18 protein-coding genes are annotated in these 18,088 nt (G+C 69.1%); 6 read left to right on the forward strand and 12 right to left on the reverse strand.

Features of this window, described 5'->3' with window-relative positions; all coding sequences use genetic code 11:
• Positions 1-53: 53 nt before the first annotated feature.
• Complete coding sequence (locus ACKTT0_RS18630; RefSeq protein WP_407851273.1) at positions 54-1,019, reverse strand: 3-hydroxyacyl-CoA dehydrogenase family protein; 966 nt, start codon at positions 1,017-1,019, stop codon at positions 54-56.
• 105 nt (positions 1,020-1,124) lie between these two features.
• Between ACKTT0_RS18630 and ACKTT0_RS18635 the strand changes: the two genes are divergently transcribed.
• Complete coding sequence (locus ACKTT0_RS18635; RefSeq protein ID WP_407851274.1) at positions 1,125-2,030, forward strand: LysR family transcriptional regulator; 906 nt, start codon at positions 1,125-1,127, stop codon at positions 2,028-2,030.
• A gap of 22 nt (positions 2,031-2,052) precedes the next feature.
• On the opposite strand, the gene ACKTT0_RS18640 is transcribed toward ACKTT0_RS18635, so the two are convergent.
• Positions 2,053-2,382 (reverse strand): ArsR/SmtB family transcription factor, encoded by a 330-nt coding sequence (locus ACKTT0_RS18640; RefSeq protein ID WP_407851275.1) that lies wholly within the window; start codon positions 2,380-2,382, stop codon positions 2,053-2,055.
• A 73-nt stretch (positions 2,383-2,455) separates the two neighbouring features.
• Between ACKTT0_RS18640 and ACKTT0_RS18645 the strand changes: the two genes are divergently transcribed.
• The gene (locus ACKTT0_RS18645; protein ID WP_407851276.1) at positions 2,456-2,917 is read left to right on the forward strand and encodes an SRPBCC family protein; all 462 of its coding nucleotides are present in this window, start codon (positions 2,456-2,458) and stop codon (positions 2,915-2,917) included.
• Between the two features lie 3 nt (positions 2,918-2,920).
• On the opposite strand, the gene ACKTT0_RS18650 is transcribed toward ACKTT0_RS18645, so the two are convergent.
• The gene (locus tag ACKTT0_RS18650) at positions 2,921-4,711 is read right to left on the reverse strand and encodes an IlvD/Edd family dehydratase (protein WP_407852460.1); all 1,791 of its coding nucleotides are present in this window, start codon (positions 4,709-4,711) and stop codon (positions 2,921-2,923) included.
• A gap of 203 nt (positions 4,712-4,914) precedes the next feature.
• Here ACKTT0_RS18650 and ACKTT0_RS18655 point away from each other — a divergent pair, with 203 nt between their 5' ends.
• Positions 4,915-5,916: a tripartite tricarboxylate transporter substrate binding protein gene (locus tag ACKTT0_RS18655; protein WP_407851277.1), complete on the forward strand. Its 1,002-nt coding sequence runs from the start codon at positions 4,915-4,917 to the stop codon at positions 5,914-5,916.
• A 10-nt stretch (positions 5,917-5,926) separates the two neighbouring features.
• Here ACKTT0_RS18655 and ACKTT0_RS18660 read toward each other — a convergent pair whose 3' ends face one another.
• Genes ACKTT0_RS18660 through ACKTT0_RS18675 form a run of 4 tightly spaced genes read right to left on the reverse strand, consistent with a single transcriptional unit; the run spans position 5,927 to position 10,155 of the window.
• Entirely contained in the window at positions 5,927-7,525 is a 1,599-nt protein-coding gene (locus ACKTT0_RS18660) for a GMC family oxidoreductase (RefSeq protein ID WP_407852461.1), read from the reverse strand.
• 16 nt (positions 7,526-7,541) lie between these two features.
• On the reverse strand, positions 7,542-8,546 hold the full coding sequence (locus ACKTT0_RS18665; protein WP_407851278.1) for an ABC transporter substrate-binding protein: 1,005 nt from the start codon (positions 8,544-8,546) through the stop codon (positions 7,542-7,544).
• A gap of 26 nt (positions 8,547-8,572) precedes the next feature.
• The gene (locus tag ACKTT0_RS18670; RefSeq protein WP_407851279.1) at positions 8,573-9,391 is read right to left on the reverse strand and encodes an ABC transporter ATP-binding protein; all 819 of its coding nucleotides are present in this window, start codon (positions 9,389-9,391) and stop codon (positions 8,573-8,575) included.
• A complete protein-coding gene (locus ACKTT0_RS18675) occupies positions 9,388-10,155 on the reverse strand; it encodes an ABC transporter permease (protein ID WP_407851280.1) in 768 nt (255 codons plus the stop codon). The genes ACKTT0_RS18670 and ACKTT0_RS18675 overlap by 4 nt, the downstream gene beginning before the upstream one ends.
• A 97-nt stretch (positions 10,156-10,252) precedes the next feature.
• On the opposite strand from ACKTT0_RS18675, the gene ACKTT0_RS18680 reads away from it, so the two are divergent.
• The 3 genes from ACKTT0_RS18680 (at position 10,253) to ACKTT0_RS18690 (ending at position 12,753) form a co-directional block, all read left to right on the forward strand.
• Positions 10,253-10,978: a GntR family transcriptional regulator gene (locus tag ACKTT0_RS18680; protein WP_407851281.1), complete on the forward strand. Its 726-nt coding sequence runs from the start codon at positions 10,253-10,255 to the stop codon at positions 10,976-10,978.
• Positions 10,979-10,986: 8 nt separating this feature from the next.
• A complete protein-coding gene (locus tag ACKTT0_RS18685; RefSeq protein ID WP_407851282.1) occupies positions 10,987-12,129 on the forward strand; it encodes a mandelate racemase/muconate lactonizing enzyme family protein in 1,143 nt (380 codons plus the stop codon).
• Positions 12,130-12,291: 162 nt separating this feature from the next.
• Positions 12,292-12,753 (forward strand): YjjA family protein, encoded by a 462-nt coding sequence (locus ACKTT0_RS18690; protein WP_407851283.1) that lies wholly within the window; start codon positions 12,292-12,294, stop codon positions 12,751-12,753.
• Between the two features lie 16 nt (positions 12,754-12,769).
• Here ACKTT0_RS18690 and ACKTT0_RS18695 read toward each other — a convergent pair whose 3' ends face one another.
• The 5 genes from ACKTT0_RS18695 to ACKTT0_RS18715 all read right to left on the reverse strand — a co-directional run bounded on the left by ACKTT0_RS18695 (position 12,770) and on the right by ACKTT0_RS18715 (position 17,657).
• Positions 12,770-13,102 (reverse strand): YegP family protein, encoded by a 333-nt coding sequence (locus ACKTT0_RS18695; RefSeq protein WP_028355367.1) that lies wholly within the window; start codon positions 13,100-13,102, stop codon positions 12,770-12,772.
• Between the two features lie 179 nt (positions 13,103-13,281).
• Positions 13,282-14,475: an MFS transporter gene (locus ACKTT0_RS18700; protein ID WP_407851284.1), complete on the reverse strand. Its 1,194-nt coding sequence runs from the start codon at positions 14,473-14,475 to the stop codon at positions 13,282-13,284.
• A gap of 126 nt (positions 14,476-14,601) precedes the next feature.
• A complete protein-coding gene (locus tag ACKTT0_RS18705) occupies positions 14,602-14,973 on the reverse strand; it encodes a VOC family protein (RefSeq protein WP_028355369.1) in 372 nt (123 codons plus the stop codon).
• A 116-nt stretch (positions 14,974-15,089) separates the two neighbouring features.
• Positions 15,090-15,782 carry a helix-turn-helix transcriptional regulator gene (locus ACKTT0_RS18710; RefSeq protein ID WP_407851285.1) on the reverse strand — a complete coding sequence of 231 codons (693 nt, stop codon included), beginning with the start codon at positions 15,780-15,782 and terminating at the stop codon, positions 15,090-15,092.
• 9 nt (positions 15,783-15,791) lie between these two features.
• On the reverse strand, positions 15,792-17,657 hold the full coding sequence (locus tag ACKTT0_RS18715; protein WP_407851286.1) for an ABC transporter ATP-binding protein: 1,866 nt from the start codon (positions 17,655-17,657) through the stop codon (positions 15,792-15,794).
• Positions 17,658-18,088: the final 431 nt, after the last annotated feature.

Consider the following 18,088-nt stretch of genomic DNA (forward strand, 5'->3'; position numbering starts at 1 on the left):
TGGGCGCGCACCCTGCGTTTCGCGGATAGTGGTCCGGCAAGCGGAGCGCCTGGTCATGGCTCGATCGGCGGCAGCTCGTCCTGGATCAGCGCCAGCCCGGCGCGCAACAGGCGGTCGTAGCGGGCGCGCTCGGCCGCCGCCGATTCGGCCGTCCATTCATAGAAACCGGCGCCGGCCTTCATGCCGTGCCGGCCGTCCGCGGCGCGTTCGGCCAGGCAGCGGGCCGGCTGGTCGCTGTTGCAGAACGACGGATACATGGTGGCGGCCGCGGCGGCGTGGACGTCGATACCGGCGTGGTCGCGCTGCATGACCGGCCCGGCGGCCAGGAAGCGGAAACCGAAGCCGAAGCGCACCGCGGCATCGACGTCCTCGGGCGAGGCGATGCCGCGGTCGATCAGGTCGAAGGCCTCGCGCGACAGCGCGTGCTGCAGGCGGTTGGCCAGGAAGCCGGGCAAGTCCTTGCGCACTTTCACGGGCACCATGCCGCAGCGGCGCATGAAGGCGATGAGGGCATCGGCGCAGGCCATGTCGCTGGCCTCGCACAGCACCACTTCCACCAGCGGCACCAGGTGGGCCGGCATGAAGAAGTGCAGGCCCAGCATGCGCGCGCGGCTGGCCAGGCCCGCGCCGATATCGCCGATCGGGAAGCTGGAACTGTTGCTGGCCAGGATGGCCTGGGCCGGGGCGCGGCGCTCCAGCTCGGCAAACAGCGCCTGCTTCAGGTCGAGGCGTTCGGGAATGCATTCGATCACCAGGCCGACCTGCGCCCAGTCCACCGCGTCGAGGCCGGGCGCGACCTGCACGCCGCCGGCCCCCTCGGGATGGCCGGCCGCTCGCAAGTTGGCGGCGATGCGCGCGGGTAGGGCGGCGGCGCGGTCCGCGTCGGGTTCCACCACGGTGGTCCGGCAGCGCGCCCGCGCCAGCACCACGGCGACGTCCGCGCCCATGGTGCCGCCGCCCACGATCACCGCATGGCTCGCGGCCGGGTTGGCAAGGCAGGGGGACTGCGTGGCGCTCATCGTTGCTCCTTGGTCGAATCGGATACCGGCGCCAGTGTAGAGAAGCTGATTTGATTGATGAAGTAGATTTTTTGAATAGAATGATCAAAAAATAAGATCAATATCATGAAGATCAACCTGTCCATGCGGGACGTCGAAACCGTGCTGGTGTTGGGGCGCACCCTCAATTTCCGGCAGGCCGCCGCGCAACTGCACCTGTCGCAGTCGGCCCTGTCGACGCAAGTGCTGCGCATCGAGGAAGCGCTGGGCGTGCGCCTGTTCGACCGCACCACGCGCACCGTGCGCCTCACGGCGGCGGGCGAGGTCTTCCTGCAGCAGGCCGCCAATCTGCAGGCGGCCTTTCGCGAGGCCATCGACGCCGTCGGCGGCATCGCCAGCGCCGAGCGCGGCGCGGTCGCGGTGGCGGCGCTGCCCTCGGTCGCCGCGCGCTTGTTGCCGCGCGTGCTGATGGCCTACCGGCAGGCGCATCCGCACGTGGCGCTGAAAGTGCACGACACCCTGTCCGGGCCGGCCTTCGACCTGGTGCGGGCCGGCGCGGTGGACTTCGCCATCACCGCGGCGGACCCGCAGCAGGCCGACCTGCATTACGTGCCGATGCTGTCGGACAGCTTCCTGCTGCTGATTCCCCAGGGCCACGCGCTGGCGCGCCGCAAGGGCCCGCTGCGCTGGGCCGACACGGTGGCGGCGGCCCATGTCTCGATGGTCCAGCCCAGCAGCGTGCGCCAGTACGCCGAATGGGCCTTCCTGCAGAACCGCATCCGTTTCCAGCCGGCCTTCGAGGCCGAGCACCTGACCACCATCGTGGCGATGGTCGAATGCGGATTCGGCGTGGCGGCCCTGCCGGCCATCGCGGCCGGGGCGGTGGCGCACAGCGGGGTGGTCGAGCGGGCCCTGGTGGGGCCGGTGGCCGAGCGTTCCATCGGGTTGGTGACTGCGCGCCATCGCAGCCTGTCGCCGGCCGCGATGGCGCTGCTCGAGGTGTTGCACGCGCACCTGCCGGCGGCGCCGTAGGGCGCCGGCCGCGGCCGGGCCTTCACGGCTGCAGCGTTTTTTCCAGGCGCGCCATCAGGCCGGCCGCATTGCGGGCGTAGTCGCCGATCCAGCGGTCGTGGATGTGCTTGATGGGCAGGGCGTTGAGGTGGTTCCAGCGTTCGCGGCCTTCGCGGCGGGCGACGATGAGCCCGGCGCGCTCAAGCACGCGCATGTGCTGCATCACCGTGCAGCGGTCGATATCCGGGAACAGCGCGACCAACTGGCCGGTGGTCTTGGGGTCGTCCCGCAGGGCGTCGAGAATGGCGCGGCGGCGCTTGTCGGCCAGCGCCTTGAACACCGCATCGGAAATATCCACATCGTCCCTGAACATGTTATATTTTTATAACATAATGGCCTGGATGGCAAGCAGCCGCCTGAATGGCAAGAGAGCAAAGGAGCCAAGCATGGAATTCAAGTTCACGGTATCCGGACGCATCGCCAAGCCGGTGCACGAGGTCTTCGAAGCGGTGGCCGACCCGAGCAAGTTGTCCGGCTACTTCACCACCGGCGGCGCGCAGGGGCGCCTGCAGACCGGCGCCACGGTGACGTGGGATTTTGCCGATTTCCCCGGCGCGTTCCCGGTCAAGGTGGTCAAGGTGGAGCAGGACAAGGAAATCGTCCTGCAATGGCAGGCCGTGGCCGACACCGACCCGGCCGGCGCCTACGACACTACCGTCACGCTGCGCTTCGAGCCGCTGGATGGCGACACCCGCACGCTGGTGACCATCACCGAGGCGGGTTTCCGCCAGAACGAAGCGGGGTTGAAGGGCTCCTACGGCAACTGCGAGGGCTGGACCGGCATGCTATGCGCCATGAAAGCCTACGTGGAGCACGGCATCAACCTGCGCGCGGGCTTCTATAAATAGGCTTCAGCGCGAGCCCTTGCCCGGCACCGTCTCGCGCCGCTGCGGCGCCCGCAGGAAGTCGAAGTCGGCGCCCTGATCGGCCTGGGTCACGCTTTGCAGGTACAGCTTGCGGTAGCCGCGCTCGGCGGCCGGCCGCTCGGCCGGTTGCGCGGCGGCGCGGCGCGCCAGTTCGGCGTCGTCGACCAGCAGCGCGATCTCGCGCCGCTGCACCGACAGGCGGATGCGATCGCCGTCGCGCACGTAGGCCAGCGGCCCGCCTACGGCCGCCTCGGGGGTGACGTGCAGCACGATGGTGCCGGCCGCCGTGCCGCTCATGCGGCCGTCGGAAATGCGCACCATGTCTTTCACGCCGGCCCGCGCCAGCTTGCGCGGGATCGGCATGTAGCCGGCTTCCGGCATGCCCGGCCCGCCGGTCGGGCCGATGCGCTTGAGCACCAGCACGTCGTCCGCGCGCACATCCAGCGCCTCGTCGTCGACGCGGCGCGCCATGTCCTCGGCGTCCTCGAACACCACCGCGCGGCCTTCGTGTTCCATCAGGCCCGGATCGGCGGCCGACTGCTTGATGATGGCGCCGCCGGGCGCCAGGTTGCCGCGCAGCACCGCCAGGCCGCCCACCGGGTAGATGGGCGAATCGAACGGCCGGATCACGTCCTGGGCGAACGGCGGCGGCGCCGCGTCCAGTTCCTCGCCCAGGGTGCGGCCCGACACCGTCAAGGTGTCCAGGTGCAGCAGCGGGCGCAGCTCGCGCAGCAGCGCCGGCATGCCGCCGGCCTTGTGGAAGTCTTCCATGTAGTGCTGGCCGGATGGCTTCAGGTCGACCAGCACCGGCGTTTCGCGGCTCATGCGATCCAGGCCCGCCAGGTCGATATCGATGCCCAGCCGTCCGGCGATGGCGGTCAGGTGCACGATGCCGTTGGTGGATCCGCCGATGGCCAGCAGCACGCGCAGCGCGTTTTCGAACGCCTTGCCGGTCAGGATGCGCTCGGGGGTCAGTTGGCTGTGCGCCAGCGCGACCGCCGTGGCGCCGGTGCGCTCGGCCACCCGGACCCGGTCGGCGGTCACGGCCGGCGCCGAGGCGCCGCCCGGCAGCATGATGCCCAGCGCCTCGGCCAGGCAGGCCATGGTGCTGGCGGTGCCCATGACCGAGCAGGTGCCGACGCTGGCCACCAACTGATTGTTGACGTCGGCGATCTCGGCGGCGTCGATTTCCTCGGCCCGGTAGCGCCCCCAGTAGCGCCGGCAGTCGGTGCAGGCGCCGACCCGTTCGCCGCGATGCGAGCCGGTCAGCATGGCGCCGGTCACCAGCTGGATGGCCGGCACGCCGGCCGAGGCCGCGCCCATCAGCTGGGCCGGCACGGTCTTGTCGCAGCCGCCGATGAGCACTACCGCGTCCATGGGCTGGGCGCGGATCATTTCCTCCGTGTCCATGGACATCAGGTTGCGCAGGTACATGCTGGTGGGCTGCGAGAAGCTCTCGTGCACCGAGATGGTGGGGAAATCCACCGGCAGGCCGCCGGCCAGCATGACGCCGCGCCGCACCGCCTCGATGAGCTGGGGCGCGTTGCCGTGGCAGGGGTTGTAGCTGCTGCCGGTATTGACGATGCCGATCACCGGGCGCGAGAGCGCGTCGTCGGTGTAGCCCGCGCCTTTGATGAACGCCTTGCGCAGGAACAGCGAGAAACCGGTGTCGCCGTAATTGGTGAGGCCTTGGCGCAGGCCGTTGGGAGAGGTGTCGTCGGACTTTTTGGCGGGCACGGTAATCTCGATAATATTATTGATAATTTCCAGCCGCATCATATCTGGAGCAGCTGCGACGGTGCAAGCAAGGCGACGCACCGGTCTCGCGAGCCGGCCCCGGCCTTCGCTTTGATCGAAAAACAAGATTGGTCAATAGAAAAGTTCTGATTCTTCTATCAGGGAGCACCTCCTACACTTTGTGCGGCAAGCGAGCCGGGCGCCGCCACTGATCCGATAACCACCCCGGCAAGGAGACCTGCATGTTTTCGTCCGAGCCCGTTCCGGCGCGTCGCGCCGTGTTGTGGTCCGCGCTGGCGCTGTGCGCCGGCCTGGCCTTGCCGGCGGCGTCAGCGGCGGCGGCCTACCCAGACCGGCCGGTACGCCTGGTGGTGCCGTATCCGCCCGGCGGCGCCACCGATGTGATCGGCCGCGTGCTGGCCCAGGAATTGTCCACCGCGCTGGGCCAGCAGTTCGTGGTCGAGAATCGCGCCGGCGCGGCCGGCAACATCGGCGCCGACCAGGTCGCCAAGGCCGACCCGGATGGTTATACGCTGCTGATGGGGGCCTTGACCAGCCATTCCATCAATGCCGAACTCTACAAGGGCAAGGTGCCGTACGACATCGAGAAGAGTTTCGCGCCGGTGTCCATCGTCGGCACGGTGCCGCTGGTGTTCGTGGTGCACCCGTCGGTGCAGGCGCAGTCGCTGCAGGAGTTCATCGCGCTGGCCCGGGCCAAGCCGGGCTACCTGACCATGGCCTCGGCGGGCAACGGCTCGCCGCAGCACCTGGCGGCCGAGATGTTCAAGACCACGGCCGGCGTGCAGGTGCTGCACGTGCCGTACAAGGGCAGCGGACCGGCCATGACCGACCTGATGGGCGGGCAGGTGCTCAGCATGATCGAGACCGTGCCGGCCGCGCAGGGCCACGTCAAGGCGGGCAAGCTGCGCGCGCTGGCGGTGGCCGCCGACGCGCGCGCTGAGGCGCTGCCGGATGTGCCGACCACCGCCGAGGCCGGCCTGCCCAATTTCCAGGTCAGCTCGATGTTCGGCATCGTGGCGCCGGCCGGCACGCCCGCGCCGGTGGTGGAAAAGCTCAATGGCGCGCTCAAGCAGATCGTCGCCAAGCCGGCGGTCAAGGCGGCCCTGCTGAACCAGGGCGCGGTGGCGACCTGGACCACGCCGGCCGATGCCGCGGCCCGCATCGCGGCCGAGCGCGCCAAGTGGGCCAGAGTGATCGCCGAAGCGGGCGTCAAGGCCGAATAGGCCGCGGCGTTCAACCGCGCGCCACCAGCTCGGCGCCTTTTTCGGCGATCAGGATGGTGGCGGCGTTGGTATTGGCCGACACCATGGCCGGCATGACCGAGGCGTCGATCACGCGCAGGCGCTCGACGCCCCGCACGCGCAAGGCGGGGTCCACCACGGCGCCGGCATCGCTGCCCATGCGGCAGGTACCGGATACATGGAACACCGTGCCGCCGCGCGTGCGCGCGAAGCGCTCCAGTTCGGCATCGCTGCGCAGGGCGGCGCCGGGCATGTATTCGTCGCCCGCCAGATAGGGGCGGAAGGCGGGTTGCTGGTAGATCTCGCGCAGCATGCGCAGGCCCGCCACCAGCACCTTGATGTCGTGCGGCTCAGTCAGGTAGTTGGACACGATGTGGGGCGGCGCCAGCGGGTCGGCCGAGCGGATTTCCACCGTGCCCCGCGAATCCGGGCGGCACTGGGTCGCCGAAGCCGAGAACCCGGAGAACGCATGCAGCGGATCACCGGGCTTGTCGACCGACAGCGGCATGACATTGAACAGCACATCGGCGCGGCCGCCGCGCGCGTGCTCGGTGCAGACCATGCCGCCCACCTGGCCGGCGCCCACGGTCAGCGGCCCGTCTTGACCGAACAGCCAGCGCGCGCCCATGCGCGCCAGCTTGAAGGGGTTGCGCACGTCGTCATTCAGCGAAAGCCGGTCCTTGACCTTGACGATGACGCGCGCCTGGTAATGGTCTTGCAGATTGCGTCCGACTTCCGGCGCGTCCACGTGCACGGCGATGCGATGCTTGTGCAGCAGGGCCGCCGGCCCGATGCCCGACAGTTGCAGCAGTTGCGGCGATTGCAGCGCGCCGGCGGCCAGGATCACTTCGCCGGCCGCCTGCGCGCGCATCTGCTGGCCGTCGCGCAGCCAGGCCACGCCGTGGCAGGTGCCGCGCTCGATCAGCAGGCGCGTGACGTGCGCGCCGGTCACCACGGTCAGGTTCGGCCGCGCGCGCACCGGGTGCAGGAAGGCGGTCGCGGCGCTGTCGCGCCAGCGGCCGCGCAGGGTCAGCTGGTAGCAGCCCAGGCCGCTGTCGACCGCGCCGTTGAAGTCCGGGCTGGCCGGCAGGCCTGCCTGCGCGCCGGCCTCCAGCCAGGTAGCGCACAAGGCGTGGTCGTTGCGCAGGTCCGAGACATGCAGTTCGCCGCTGCCGCCGTGGAATTCGTTCTCGCCGCCCGCATAGCATTCCGACTTCTTGAAGTACGGCAGCGCTTCGCGATAGCTCCAGCCGGTGGCGCCCAGCCGCGCCCAGTCGTCGAAATCGGCATGCTGGCCGCGGATGTAGATCAACCCGTTGATCGAGCTGGACCCGCCCAGCACGCGGCCGCGCGGCCAGACAATGGCGCGGTTGCCGGTTTCCGGCTGCGGTTCGACGGCGAACTGCCATGAAAAGCGGGTGTCGTAGATCGACCGGAAGTAGCCCACCGGCAGCTTCAGCCAGAAGTTGCGGTCGGCGCCCCCCGCTTCCAGCAGCAGCACGCGGCAGGACGGGTCGGCGCTCAGCCGGTTGGCCAGCACGCAGCCGGCCGAACCGGCGCCGATGATGATGTAGTCGTAGGCGGGGCTCATGGCGGGCAAGGGCGGCTCAGGCCTTGACGATATCCAGGTAGGGCTTGGGATCGAAGTAGGTGGCGGCCGGCACCGGGTTGGCGATATTGGCGGTCTGCACGAAGAAGTCGGTCACCTGCTGCAGCCACTTGGTCACGGTGCCGTCGGCGTACTTGGCGCGCCATTCGGCCGACGTGAAATACTTCGACGCCTTGAACTGGTCCTTCATGTCGGCCAGCGGCACCTGCGGATAGTGCTTTTGCTGCAGGACCGCCACGGCCTCGTCGGTGTGCGCCAGCAGGTGGTCATTGGCCTGCACCCAGCCCTTGATCAGCGCCTGGATCACTTGCGGGTTCTGATCGTAGTAGTCGTTGCGCGCGGCCCAGCCGCCGACAATGGCGGCTTCCGGGTAGAACGCCGAGGCGTCCACCAGCTTGCGCGCGTCCTGCACCTTTTGCTTGATGGTCACGTCGAAGGGCACCCAGAGCGCCACCGCCGGCACCGCGCCCGAGATGAACGAGGTAACCGCCTCGGTCATGCGCTGGTTGACGATCTGCACGTCCTTGCCTTCCTGCAGGCCGGCGCCCTTGAGCACGCGGTCCAGGAACACATGGGCCGTGGTGCCGGCGGTGGTGGAGATCTTCTTGCCCTTGAGGTCGGCGGCGCTGCGGATTCCCGCGTCGCCGCGCACCCACAACTGGGCCGTGGCGTATTCCACGTTGTTCAGCAGGAACACCTTGCCCTGGCCGCGCGCCGGGAAGTTCGACACCACGGCGCCGGTCGAGAGCATGTCGAGGCTGCCGCCGATCATGGCCTGGAACAGCTCCAGCCCGGTGGTGAACTTGATCATCTCCAGGTCCAGGCCCTGCGCGGCGAACGCGCCGGTTTCCAGGCCGGTCCAGATCTGGCCGTCCACCGCGGGCGTGTGCAGGTAGCCCACGCGGACCTTCTGGGCGGCGCGCGCCAGCCAGGGCATGCCGATGCCCGTCATGGCTGCCGCCAGGGCGCCCGTCTTCAATAGCGTTCTGCGCTGCGGATTCATGGTGGCTTTTCCTCTACTAGCGGTGGTCAATCGCCCAGGCGCACGGCCTGGCGGGCTTGCCTGGCGTATTCCTCCATCACCAGGCTGCGGATCTGCGAACGCAGTTCGCCGAACCGCGGGTCTTCATGCAGGTTCTCGGCGCGCGGATAGCCGAACGGCACGTCGATCACCGTGCGGATGCGCGCCGGCCGGGCCGTCACCACGATGATCCGCGACGACAGGTAGATGGCCTCTTCGACCGAGTGGGTGATCAGCATCACGGTCTTGTCTTCGGCCAGCAGCACCTGCAGCAGCAAGTCCTGCATGGCCGAGCGGGTCTGCGCATCCAGCGCCCCGAACGGCTCGTCCATCAGCAGGAACTGCGGCTTGACCGCGTAGGCGCGCGCCAGCGCCAGCCGCTGGCGCATCCCTCCCGACAAGTGCTTGGGGTGGTGGTGGGCGAAATCGGCCAGCCCCATGAGCCTCATGTAGCGCTGGCAGATCTCGTCGCGCTCGGCGCGTTCGACGCGGTTGGCGCGCAGTGTCAGCCCGAACGCGATGTTTTCCTTGACCGTCAGCCAGGGGAAGACGCCGTATTCCTGGAAAATCACCCCGCGGTCCGGGCCCGGCCCGCGCACCGGCTCGCCGTCGAGCAGCACTTCGCCCTGCGTGGGCTGCACGAAGCCGGCCACGATGTTCATCATGGTGGTCTTGCCGCAGCCCGACGGGCCGATCACCGAGACGAACTCGCCCTGGCGGATATCGACGTCGATACCGTCGAGCACGCGCATGGGGCCGTTGGCGGTGGGGTAGTCGACCGCGACATTGCGGAAGCTGATGCGTACGTCGGAAGCGGGCGCCGTCATGCGATGCGCTCCTGCCAGGCCACCAGGCGGCGCGCCGCCGCGCGCAGCAGCAGGTCCATGGCCAGCGCGATCAGGCCGATGCAGATGATGCCCACGTAAATGATGTCGAGCTGGAAGAACGACGACGCATCCTGGATCAGCGCGCCCAGGCCCTGCTGTGCGGCGATCAGTTCCGAGGCCACCAGCGTGGCCCAGGCTACCCCCAGCGCGACGCGCAGGGCGGTCAGCATGTGCGGGATGGTCAGCGGCACGATGACCTTGCGGAAGATCTCGCCGTCGCTGGCGCCCAGGGTGCGCGATACGCGCACGAAGATCGGATTGATCTGGGCGATGCCCTCGTACATGACGATCACGCCGGCAAAGAACGAGGCGTAGAACAAGATGGCGATCTTGGCGGCCTCGCCGATGCCGAAGTACACGATCACCAGCGGGATCAGGGCAATGGGCGGCAGGGCGCGGAAAAAGTTGATGACCGGGTCGACGAAGCTGCGCACGCTCTTGTACCAGCCCAGCAGGAAGCCCACCGGCACGGCCAGCACGATGCCCAGCAAGACCCCGAGCAGGACGCGCTGCGTCGACATCAGGATGTCGTGCGGCAACCGCGTCTGCATCAGCGCCGCGAATTTGGCCAGCACTTCGTGCGGCGTGGGCACCAGCGCGGGGCTGACCAGCCCGCTGGCGCGCACGGCGTACCACGCCGCGACGATGAGCAACCAGGGGGCGGCGATCAGCGCGGCCCGCCGGACGAGGGGATGAATGCGCAAAATGTCTCCTCCATCTGTGTCGATGGCGCTTGACCTTTGAATGGTCAAATCGTACTGTAGACCATACGTTTAGCAGATAATAAATGGCTATTTGTTTATGGCTATCAACTTCCACGACAGCCCCATTCCACGCTATTTGCAGCTGGCCGACCTGATGCGCCAGCGCATCGGCCGCGGCGTCTGGGCCCAGGGCCAGAAACTGCCTTCCCTGGAAGAGCTGGTGGCCGAATTCGGCGTGGCCCGCGTCACGGTGCGCCAGGCGGTCGATGTGCTGACCCGCGAAGGCCTGGTCTCGCCGCAGCAGGGGCGGGGCACCTTCGTCACCGGCCTGCCGCCCAACGACCGCTGGCTGCGCGTGCAGACCACCCTGGCCGAACTGGCCAAGGTCTATCGCGACACCAAGCCCAAGATCGTCACCATCGACGAAGCCATCCACAATCCGCCGCTCACGCCGCAAGACGGTGTCGCCGCGGACCGCTATGTGTTCATGCGGCGCATCCACGAGCGGGAAGGGCAGCCGTATTGCGTCATCAGCATCTATCTGGCCGAGCATGTCTTCAGGCTCGACCCGTCGCGTTTCCGCAACGAGACCGTCATCCCCTTGCTGGTCTCCCTGCCGCAGGTGCAGATCGCCCAGGCGCGCCAGGCGCTCACCATCGGCACGGCCGACACCGAAGTGGCCCAGCAGCTCCAGGTGGCGGTGAACACCCCCATCGCCGAAGTGCGCCGCGTGTTCGTCGACGCCCAGGGCTGCGTGATCTATCTCAGCGAAGTCTCCTATCGCGGCGACTTCATCCACGTCGAAATGAACCTGATCCCCTGAGGCCGCCCATGGACGATGCGCACCGCCTGAACGTCGTCGACCTGCAGGTCCATGTGCTGCGCTATCCGGTCGAGCAGCCGGTGCGCACCTCGTTCGGCGTCATGCACGACCGCCCGGCCGTGTTCGTGCGCGTCGAGGACCGCGACGGCGCGCATGGCTGGGGCGAGGTCTGGTGCAATTTCCCGGCCTGCGGCGCCGAGCATCGCGCCCGCCTGGTCGACAGCGTGCTGCGGCCGCTGCTGGTGGGGCGCGCCTATGCCGCGCCGGCCGAGGCCTATGCCCACCTGAGCGCGGCCACCGCCGTGCTGGCGCTGCAGGCCGGCGAACCCGGCCCCATGGCGCAGGCCATCGCTGGCGTCGACCTGGCGCTCTGGGACCTGTGCGCGCGCCGCGCCGGCCAGCCGTTGTGGGCCTTCCTGGGCGGGGCGGACGACCGCGTGGCGGTCTACGCCAGCGGCATCAATCCCGACGACCCTGAACACGTCGTGTCGCGCAAGCGCCAGGAAGGCTACCGCGCCTTCAAGCTCAAGCTGGGCTTCGGGCAGGAGCGCGACCTCGGCAACCTGCGTCGCGTACGCGCGCTGCTGGGGCCCGGCGTGCCGCTCATGGCAGATGCCAACCAGGGCTGGGATGCGCCGGTCGCCGCCACCATGGCGCAGGCCATGGCGGAACTCGACATCGCCTGGCTGGAAGAGCCGCTGCGTGCCGACCGGCCTCTGGCGGAATGGCAGGCGCTGGCGCACCAGTCGCCGGTGCCGCTGGCCGCCGGCGAGAATTGCCTGGGCGCCGATGCCTTCCGGGGCGTCATCGAGGGCGCGTTCCTGCGCGTGGTGCAGCCCGACCTGGCCAAGTGGGGCGGTATTTCCGGCGTGCTGCCGGTGGCGCGCGCCATCCGGGCGGCGGGGCTGCGCTATTGCCCGCATTACCTGGGGGCCGGTGTCGGCTTGATGGCGTCGGCCCACGTGCTGGCCGCCGTCGACGATGCCGGCAACCATGGCCTGCTCGAGATCGACGCCAATGACAATCCGTTGCGCACCCTGCTCAGCGGACCGCTGGCGCAGTTGCGGGACGGCGTCGCGCGGCTGGGGCAGGCGCCCGGCATCGGCATCGAGCCCGACCTGCCCGCATTGCGGGCCAGCTGCGCCGCCTGAGCGCCGTGTCCAAGGCGTGACAATCCGAATCGAGTTACTACCGCGCCGCGCCGCGGGCGGGCCGCCCCACATAATTTGTCGCATCCCGCCGCGCGCCGCCGCAACGGCGGCCGCCAGAACTCTTTAGGATGATCGCGAAGTCTTCAACCCAGGGAGCACGCAATGAGATTCGGTCATCGGCAGGTCATCGGCGCAGCGGCAGTGATCGTGGCGCAGTGGGCGGCGGGCGGGGCGCACGCGCAATTGCTCGACGCGGTCAAGGGCCAGATGGGCGGCGGCCAGGATGGGGCCTCGGCCGGCGGCGTGGCGCAGGGCCTGGGCGGCAATCTGCCGCTGTCTTCCTTGAGCGCGGGCAGCGCCGGCAATGCCGCCGGCGTGCTCGAGTTCTGCATCAAGAACAATTACCTGAGCGGCGGCGACGCGCAGTCGGTCAAGGACCAGTTGATGGGCAAGCTCGGCGGCGAGTCGCAGGCCGCGTCCGACCCGGGCTACAGCGCCGGCGCGGAGGGCATGCTCAAGGGCGGCGACGGCAAATCGGTGGATCTGAGCGGCGGCGGGCTGAAGGAAGAGATCACCCGCCAGGCGTGCGACCAGGTGCTGGAGCAGGGCAAGTCGTTCCTGTAGCGCCGCCGCCCGGCGTTCAGCTGTTGTCGCGGATGTCCTGCGTGGCGCCGTTGTGCTTGACCGATTCGATGCCGCCGTCGCGCGCGGCTTCGGTGCCGTACATCTGGCTGTTGCCGATGACCTGGTTGTTGGCGGCGCGCAGCGTGAAATAGAACTTGCCGTTCGAGGCCGTGGCCGAGTTGTAGCGCGAAGCGTCGCCGCTGTTCTTCTGGACCGAGGCGATGCCGTTTTCGGCCGATGCCTTGGCGGCATACATCTCGCTTGTCAGGATGGTTTCCCCATTGCCCGCCTTGAGGGCGAAGTGGAATTGTCCGTTGCTTGCTTTTTTCAGTTCAAACCAACCTGCCATGATGGGACTCCTTGGTATGAAACGATGGTGCTGACGAGGAGCCCGGCGGGCGAGGCGCCCCGCCGGGTTTCCCGATCATAGGTAATGCGGCGGGTTTTGACTAGGTTTGCCGGGCAGGGGCGCCCAGGCTTTGCATTCTTTGAGCGGCGAGTGCGGCGCGCCCTTGGACGGAATGGCTCCTAGGCGGGCTGGCGCAGCAGGCGGCGCTGGCGGTCCAGCGACACCGACACCAGCCACAGCACGAAGCCGCCCAGGGCCAGCAGGGCGCCCACCCAGCCGGGCGCGCGCCAGCCGTGGCCATGCGCCAGCGCCAGGCCGCCCAGCCAGGGGCCCAGCGCGTTGGCGGTATTGAACGCGGAATGGTTCAGCGCGGCGGCCAGCCCCTGGGCGTCGGCCGCCACGTCCATCAGCCGCGTCTGCAGCACCGTGCCCAGCGCGCCGCCCAACCCCACCAGGAACACCGCGGCGGAGATGGCCCACAGATTGCCGATGGTGAATGTGAACAGCGCCAGCGCGGCCGCGCTGAACAACAGCAGGCCGCCGGCGGTGGGCATCAGGGCGCGGTCGGCGAACCACGGCACCACGATGTTGCCGACCGTCATGCCGATGCCGAACACCGCCAGCACCAGCGGAACGGTCCCGGGAGCCACGCCGGTGACTTCCAGCAGGATGTCGGCCAGATAGGTATAGACGGCGAACAGGCCGCCGAAGCCGATCGCGCCGATGGCCAGCGTGAGCCAGACCTGCCCGCGCTTGAGGGCCCCCAGCTCGCGCAGGGGGCTGGCGTGCGGGTCGGCCGGCGTGGCGGGCGCGAACAGCGCCACCAGGGCCACCGTAAGCAGCCCGGCGGCCGCCACCAGGGCAAAGCCCCAGCGCCAGCCCACCGCGTGGCCCAGCCAGTTGGCCAGCGGCACGCCTACGATGGTGGCGACGGTCAGGCCCAGGAACATGCGGCCCACCGCCTGGGTGCGGCGCTGCTCGGGCACCAGCGACACGGCCACCAGCGCGGCGATGCCGAAGTAGGCGCCGTGCGGCAGGCCGCTCAGGAAGCGCAGCGCCATCATCCATTCGTAGCTGGGCGCGAATGCGCACAGGCCGTTGAACAGCGAGAACATCGTCATCAGCAGGATCAGCAGGGCGCGGCGCGGCAGGCGGGCGGCCAGCACCGTGATGACCGGCGCGCCCACCACCACGCCCAGCGCGTAGGCGCTGATGACATGGCCGGCGGTCGGCGCATCGATGTGCAGGCTCTGCGCGAAATAGGGCAGCAGGCTCATCGTGGCGAATTCGGTGGTGCCGATGGCGAAGGCGCCGATCGCCAGCGCGAACAGCACCAGGCCGGGCGAACGGTGCCCGGTTGGGGAAGCAGTCATGGGGTGATTGTCGAGCAGGATTGGAACGGCCTGCGGGCGGCGGGCCCGCAGGTGCAGGAGGGATTGTAGCTGCCGCGCATGACAGGCAGCTGTCAGCGTCGTGCCGCCGGCCCTGGACGGACAGGCCTAGTCGCGGCGCGGCGCGATGACGCGCAGCCGGTGGCCGTCGGGATCGAGGCCGACGAACGTGTGGCCGATGTCCAGGTCGGTGGGCGGCTGCGCGATGGGAATGCCGCGTTCGGTCCAGTCGGCGTGCAGCGCGCGCACGGTATCGCGGTCGGCCACCGGGATGGCCAGCTCGCCGGCGCGGCCGGCCGACAGCACCCGCGGCGCGACCGTCTGGCGCGCCCACAGGCCCAGCATCAGGCCGGAGTCCAGCTTGAACTTGGCGAAATTCGGCGTGGCGTGCACTGGTTGCTTGTGCAGCAACTCGGTGTAGAAACGGGCGCTGCGGTCCGGGCTGTCGACGTACAGGATAAGCAGGTTGGGATCGGTCATGGAATCCTCCGCAAAGGCAATGACGTCGGCTGGACGCGGCGCGTCGTCGCGCCGGCCAGACGGCATCGTAAATACGCATGCTGTCAGAAACTGTCAGTGGGTACCGCGAGGCGCAGCTAAGGCGGCGCCATGGCCTGCGCCGCCCGCCAGGCCTGCAGCAGCACCTGGCGCCTGCGCGGATAGCGCTCGCCGGATGCCGCCAGGCTGACGATGCGGTCGGCCCGGAAATGCCGGAAGGCCTGGCGCAACTCGCACCAGGCCATCACCAGCCATACATGGTCGAAGCAAGCCAGAGCGAACGGCCAGATGGTGCGCGCCGATTCGATGTCCTGCAGGTCCCGGTAGACGATGTCGAGTTTTTGCTCGGCACGGATCGTCTGCCGCAGGGTGGGCAGCACGGCTGCGTCGATCGGCACCGCGGCGCCGGCGCCGGCCAGGATGATGTCGGCGTCCAGCGCGGCGCGCAGTTCGTCGGGCAACACCGCGGCGATCTTGGCCAGCGCGCTGCAGGCCGCGGCGCTCAGGCGCGCGTCGCCGCGCCGGTCGGCCACCCAGCGCGAACCCAGCACCAGCGCCTCGATCTCGTCTTCCGAGAACATCAGCGACGGCAGTACGAAGCCGGGCCGCAGCAGGTAGCCGCGGCCCGGTTCGGCCTCGATCTGCGCGCCCTGCTCCTGCAGGGTGCCGATGTCGCGGTACAGCGTGCGCAGGCTGATGCCGAGCTCGGCCGCCAGCGCCGCGCCCGTCACTGGATAGCGGTGGCGGCGCAGCAGCTGGATCAGCGCGAACAGGCGGCGGGCGCGGGACATGGGCGGGCCTCAGCCTTGCGCCAGCGCGGTCGATTCGTCCGCGTCGGCAACCGCGAGCGGGCGGCGGCGCGGGGCGCCGCCGGGCAGCTCGAGGCCGTGGGTCAGTTCCAGCGCCTGCCGTTCCAGCAGGCGGCGGTACAGCCCGCCCTCGCGCCGCACCAGCACGTCATGGCTGCCTTCTTCCGCAATGCGGCCGCGGTCCAGCACCAGCAACCTGTCCATGGCGCGCACCGTGGACAGGCGGTGCGCCACCACCAGGGTGGTGCGCCCGGCCATCAGGCGCTCCATGGCCTGCTGGATCAGCGCCTCGCTCTCGCTGTCCAGGCTGGAGGTGGCTTCGTCCAGGATCAGCACCGGCGCATCGGCCAGGAAGGCGCGGGCGATCGCCACGCGCTGGCGCTCGCCGCCCGACAGCTTGACGCCGCGTTCGCCCACCAGCGTCTCATAGCCCTTGGGCAGGGCCATGATGAAGTCGTGGGCGCTGGCCAGCCGCGCCGCCTGCTCGATCTCGGCGCGGCTGGCGCCGGGCCGGGCGTAGGCGATGTTCTCGGCCAGGGTGCGGTGAAACAGCACTGGCTCCTGCTGGACGATGGCGATCTGCCCGCGCAGCGAAGCCTGCTGGACCGCGGCGATGTCCTGCCCATCGATGGTGATGCGCCCCGCATTGATGTCGTACAGGCGCTGGATCAGCTTGATGAACGTGGTCTTGCCCGAGCCAGAGTGGCCGACCAGCCCGACCCGCTCGCCCGGCGCGATACGCACCGAGAAATCGTCATAGAGCGGCGTGGCGTGCGCGCCGTAGCGGAACGTCACATGTTCGAAGCGGATCTCGCCGCGCTCGATGGCGATCGGGCCGGCGCCGGGCCGGTCCGCCACGCCGAGCGGCTGCGCGTGCAGCGACACCAGCTCTTCCATGTCGTTGACCGAGCGTTGCAGGTTGCGGATGTGCATGCCGATGTCGCGCAGGTAGCCCTGCAGGATGAAGAACATGGTCAGCGCGAAGGTGATGTCGCCCACGCTGGCCTGGCCGTCGGCCCACAGCAGCAGCGCCGAGCCCAGGATGGCCGCCAGCATGGCGGCCAGCATGATGCCCTGCACGCCGCCGTTGACCGAGCCGCGCACCCAGCCGCGCCGGGTGCGATGGCGCCACTTGCCCAGCACGCGCGCCAGCCGGGCCTCTTCGCGCCGCTCCGCGCCGAAGGCCTTGACCACCGGGTTGCAGGTGATGGCATCGGCCAGCACGCCGCCCAGGCGCGTGTCCCAGGCGTTGCCCAGCCGCGCGGCCGGCGCCACGAAACTCAGCGACAGCGCCGAGGTCACGCCGATATACAGCAGCGAGCTCAGGCCCACCACCAGGCCCATGACCGGCCAGTACAGGCCCAGCACCAGGGTCGCGCCGACCAGCATGGCCAGCGACGGCAGCAATGCCACCAGCAGCGTGTCGTTGAGCAGGTCCAGCGCCCACATGCCGCGCGTGATCTTGCGCACCGTCGAGCCGGCGAAGCTGTTGGCGTGCCAGTCGGTCGACAGGTGCTGCACCTGGTGGAAGGCGCGCGCGGCCACCGCGCTCATCATCTTGAGCGTGAGCGAGATGATGTTGAAGTACACCAGCTGCAGCAGCAGGGTGCTGATCACGCCGAGCGCGGCGAGGGTCCAGAATGCCGCGGCGGCCGCGTCCCAGGCGGCCGTGCCGGCGGCCACGGCGTCGATCAGCCGGCCGGCGTACAGCGGCGTCAGCACGTCGGCGACCGCCGACAGCAGCACCAGCGCCACGATCAGCAGCACGCGCCAGGGCTGTTCGCGCCAGTGACGGAACGTGAATCCCAGGACATCCTTGAAGGCTTGTCCGCGAAAGTCGATTTTTCTTAGAGCCATTTGTCACGGCCCGGCGCGCCGAGCGCGCCGGGACTTCAATCGGAAGCAGAGGAACAGACCATCCGGCTCGCCGGCGGCGGCCGGCAGGCAAGGCGAAGACGATCTGGAAACGGGCGAGGGCAGCCGTAAGCGCAAGCCTACGAACTAGGAAACATGCGGGCGGCCCAGCGCCAGCGACGACTTAATGGTGTCGTGCGGCCACGCTGGGGATAGCGGTGCGAAATACGGACATCGAACGCCTCCCTGGTGGTGAGTGAAGAGATGGAAGAAGAGAAGAGGGTAGGGAAATACCCGAGGCGCAATCTTATCAGGGTGGTATTGACATTGGCAATATCTGTTGTATGGAAGCACGCCAGGCGCCCATGTCGCGGCGGCGTAATATTTACCGCCGCGCGCGCGGGCCGGGTTGCGCACCGCGCCGGCATCCCCCG

Origin of the sequence: Bordetella saccharivorans (assembly GCF_045862855.1) — a bacterium.
Classification (GTDB): domain Bacteria; phylum Pseudomonadota; class Gammaproteobacteria; order Burkholderiales; family Burkholderiaceae_B; genus Bordetella_A; species Bordetella_A petrii_F.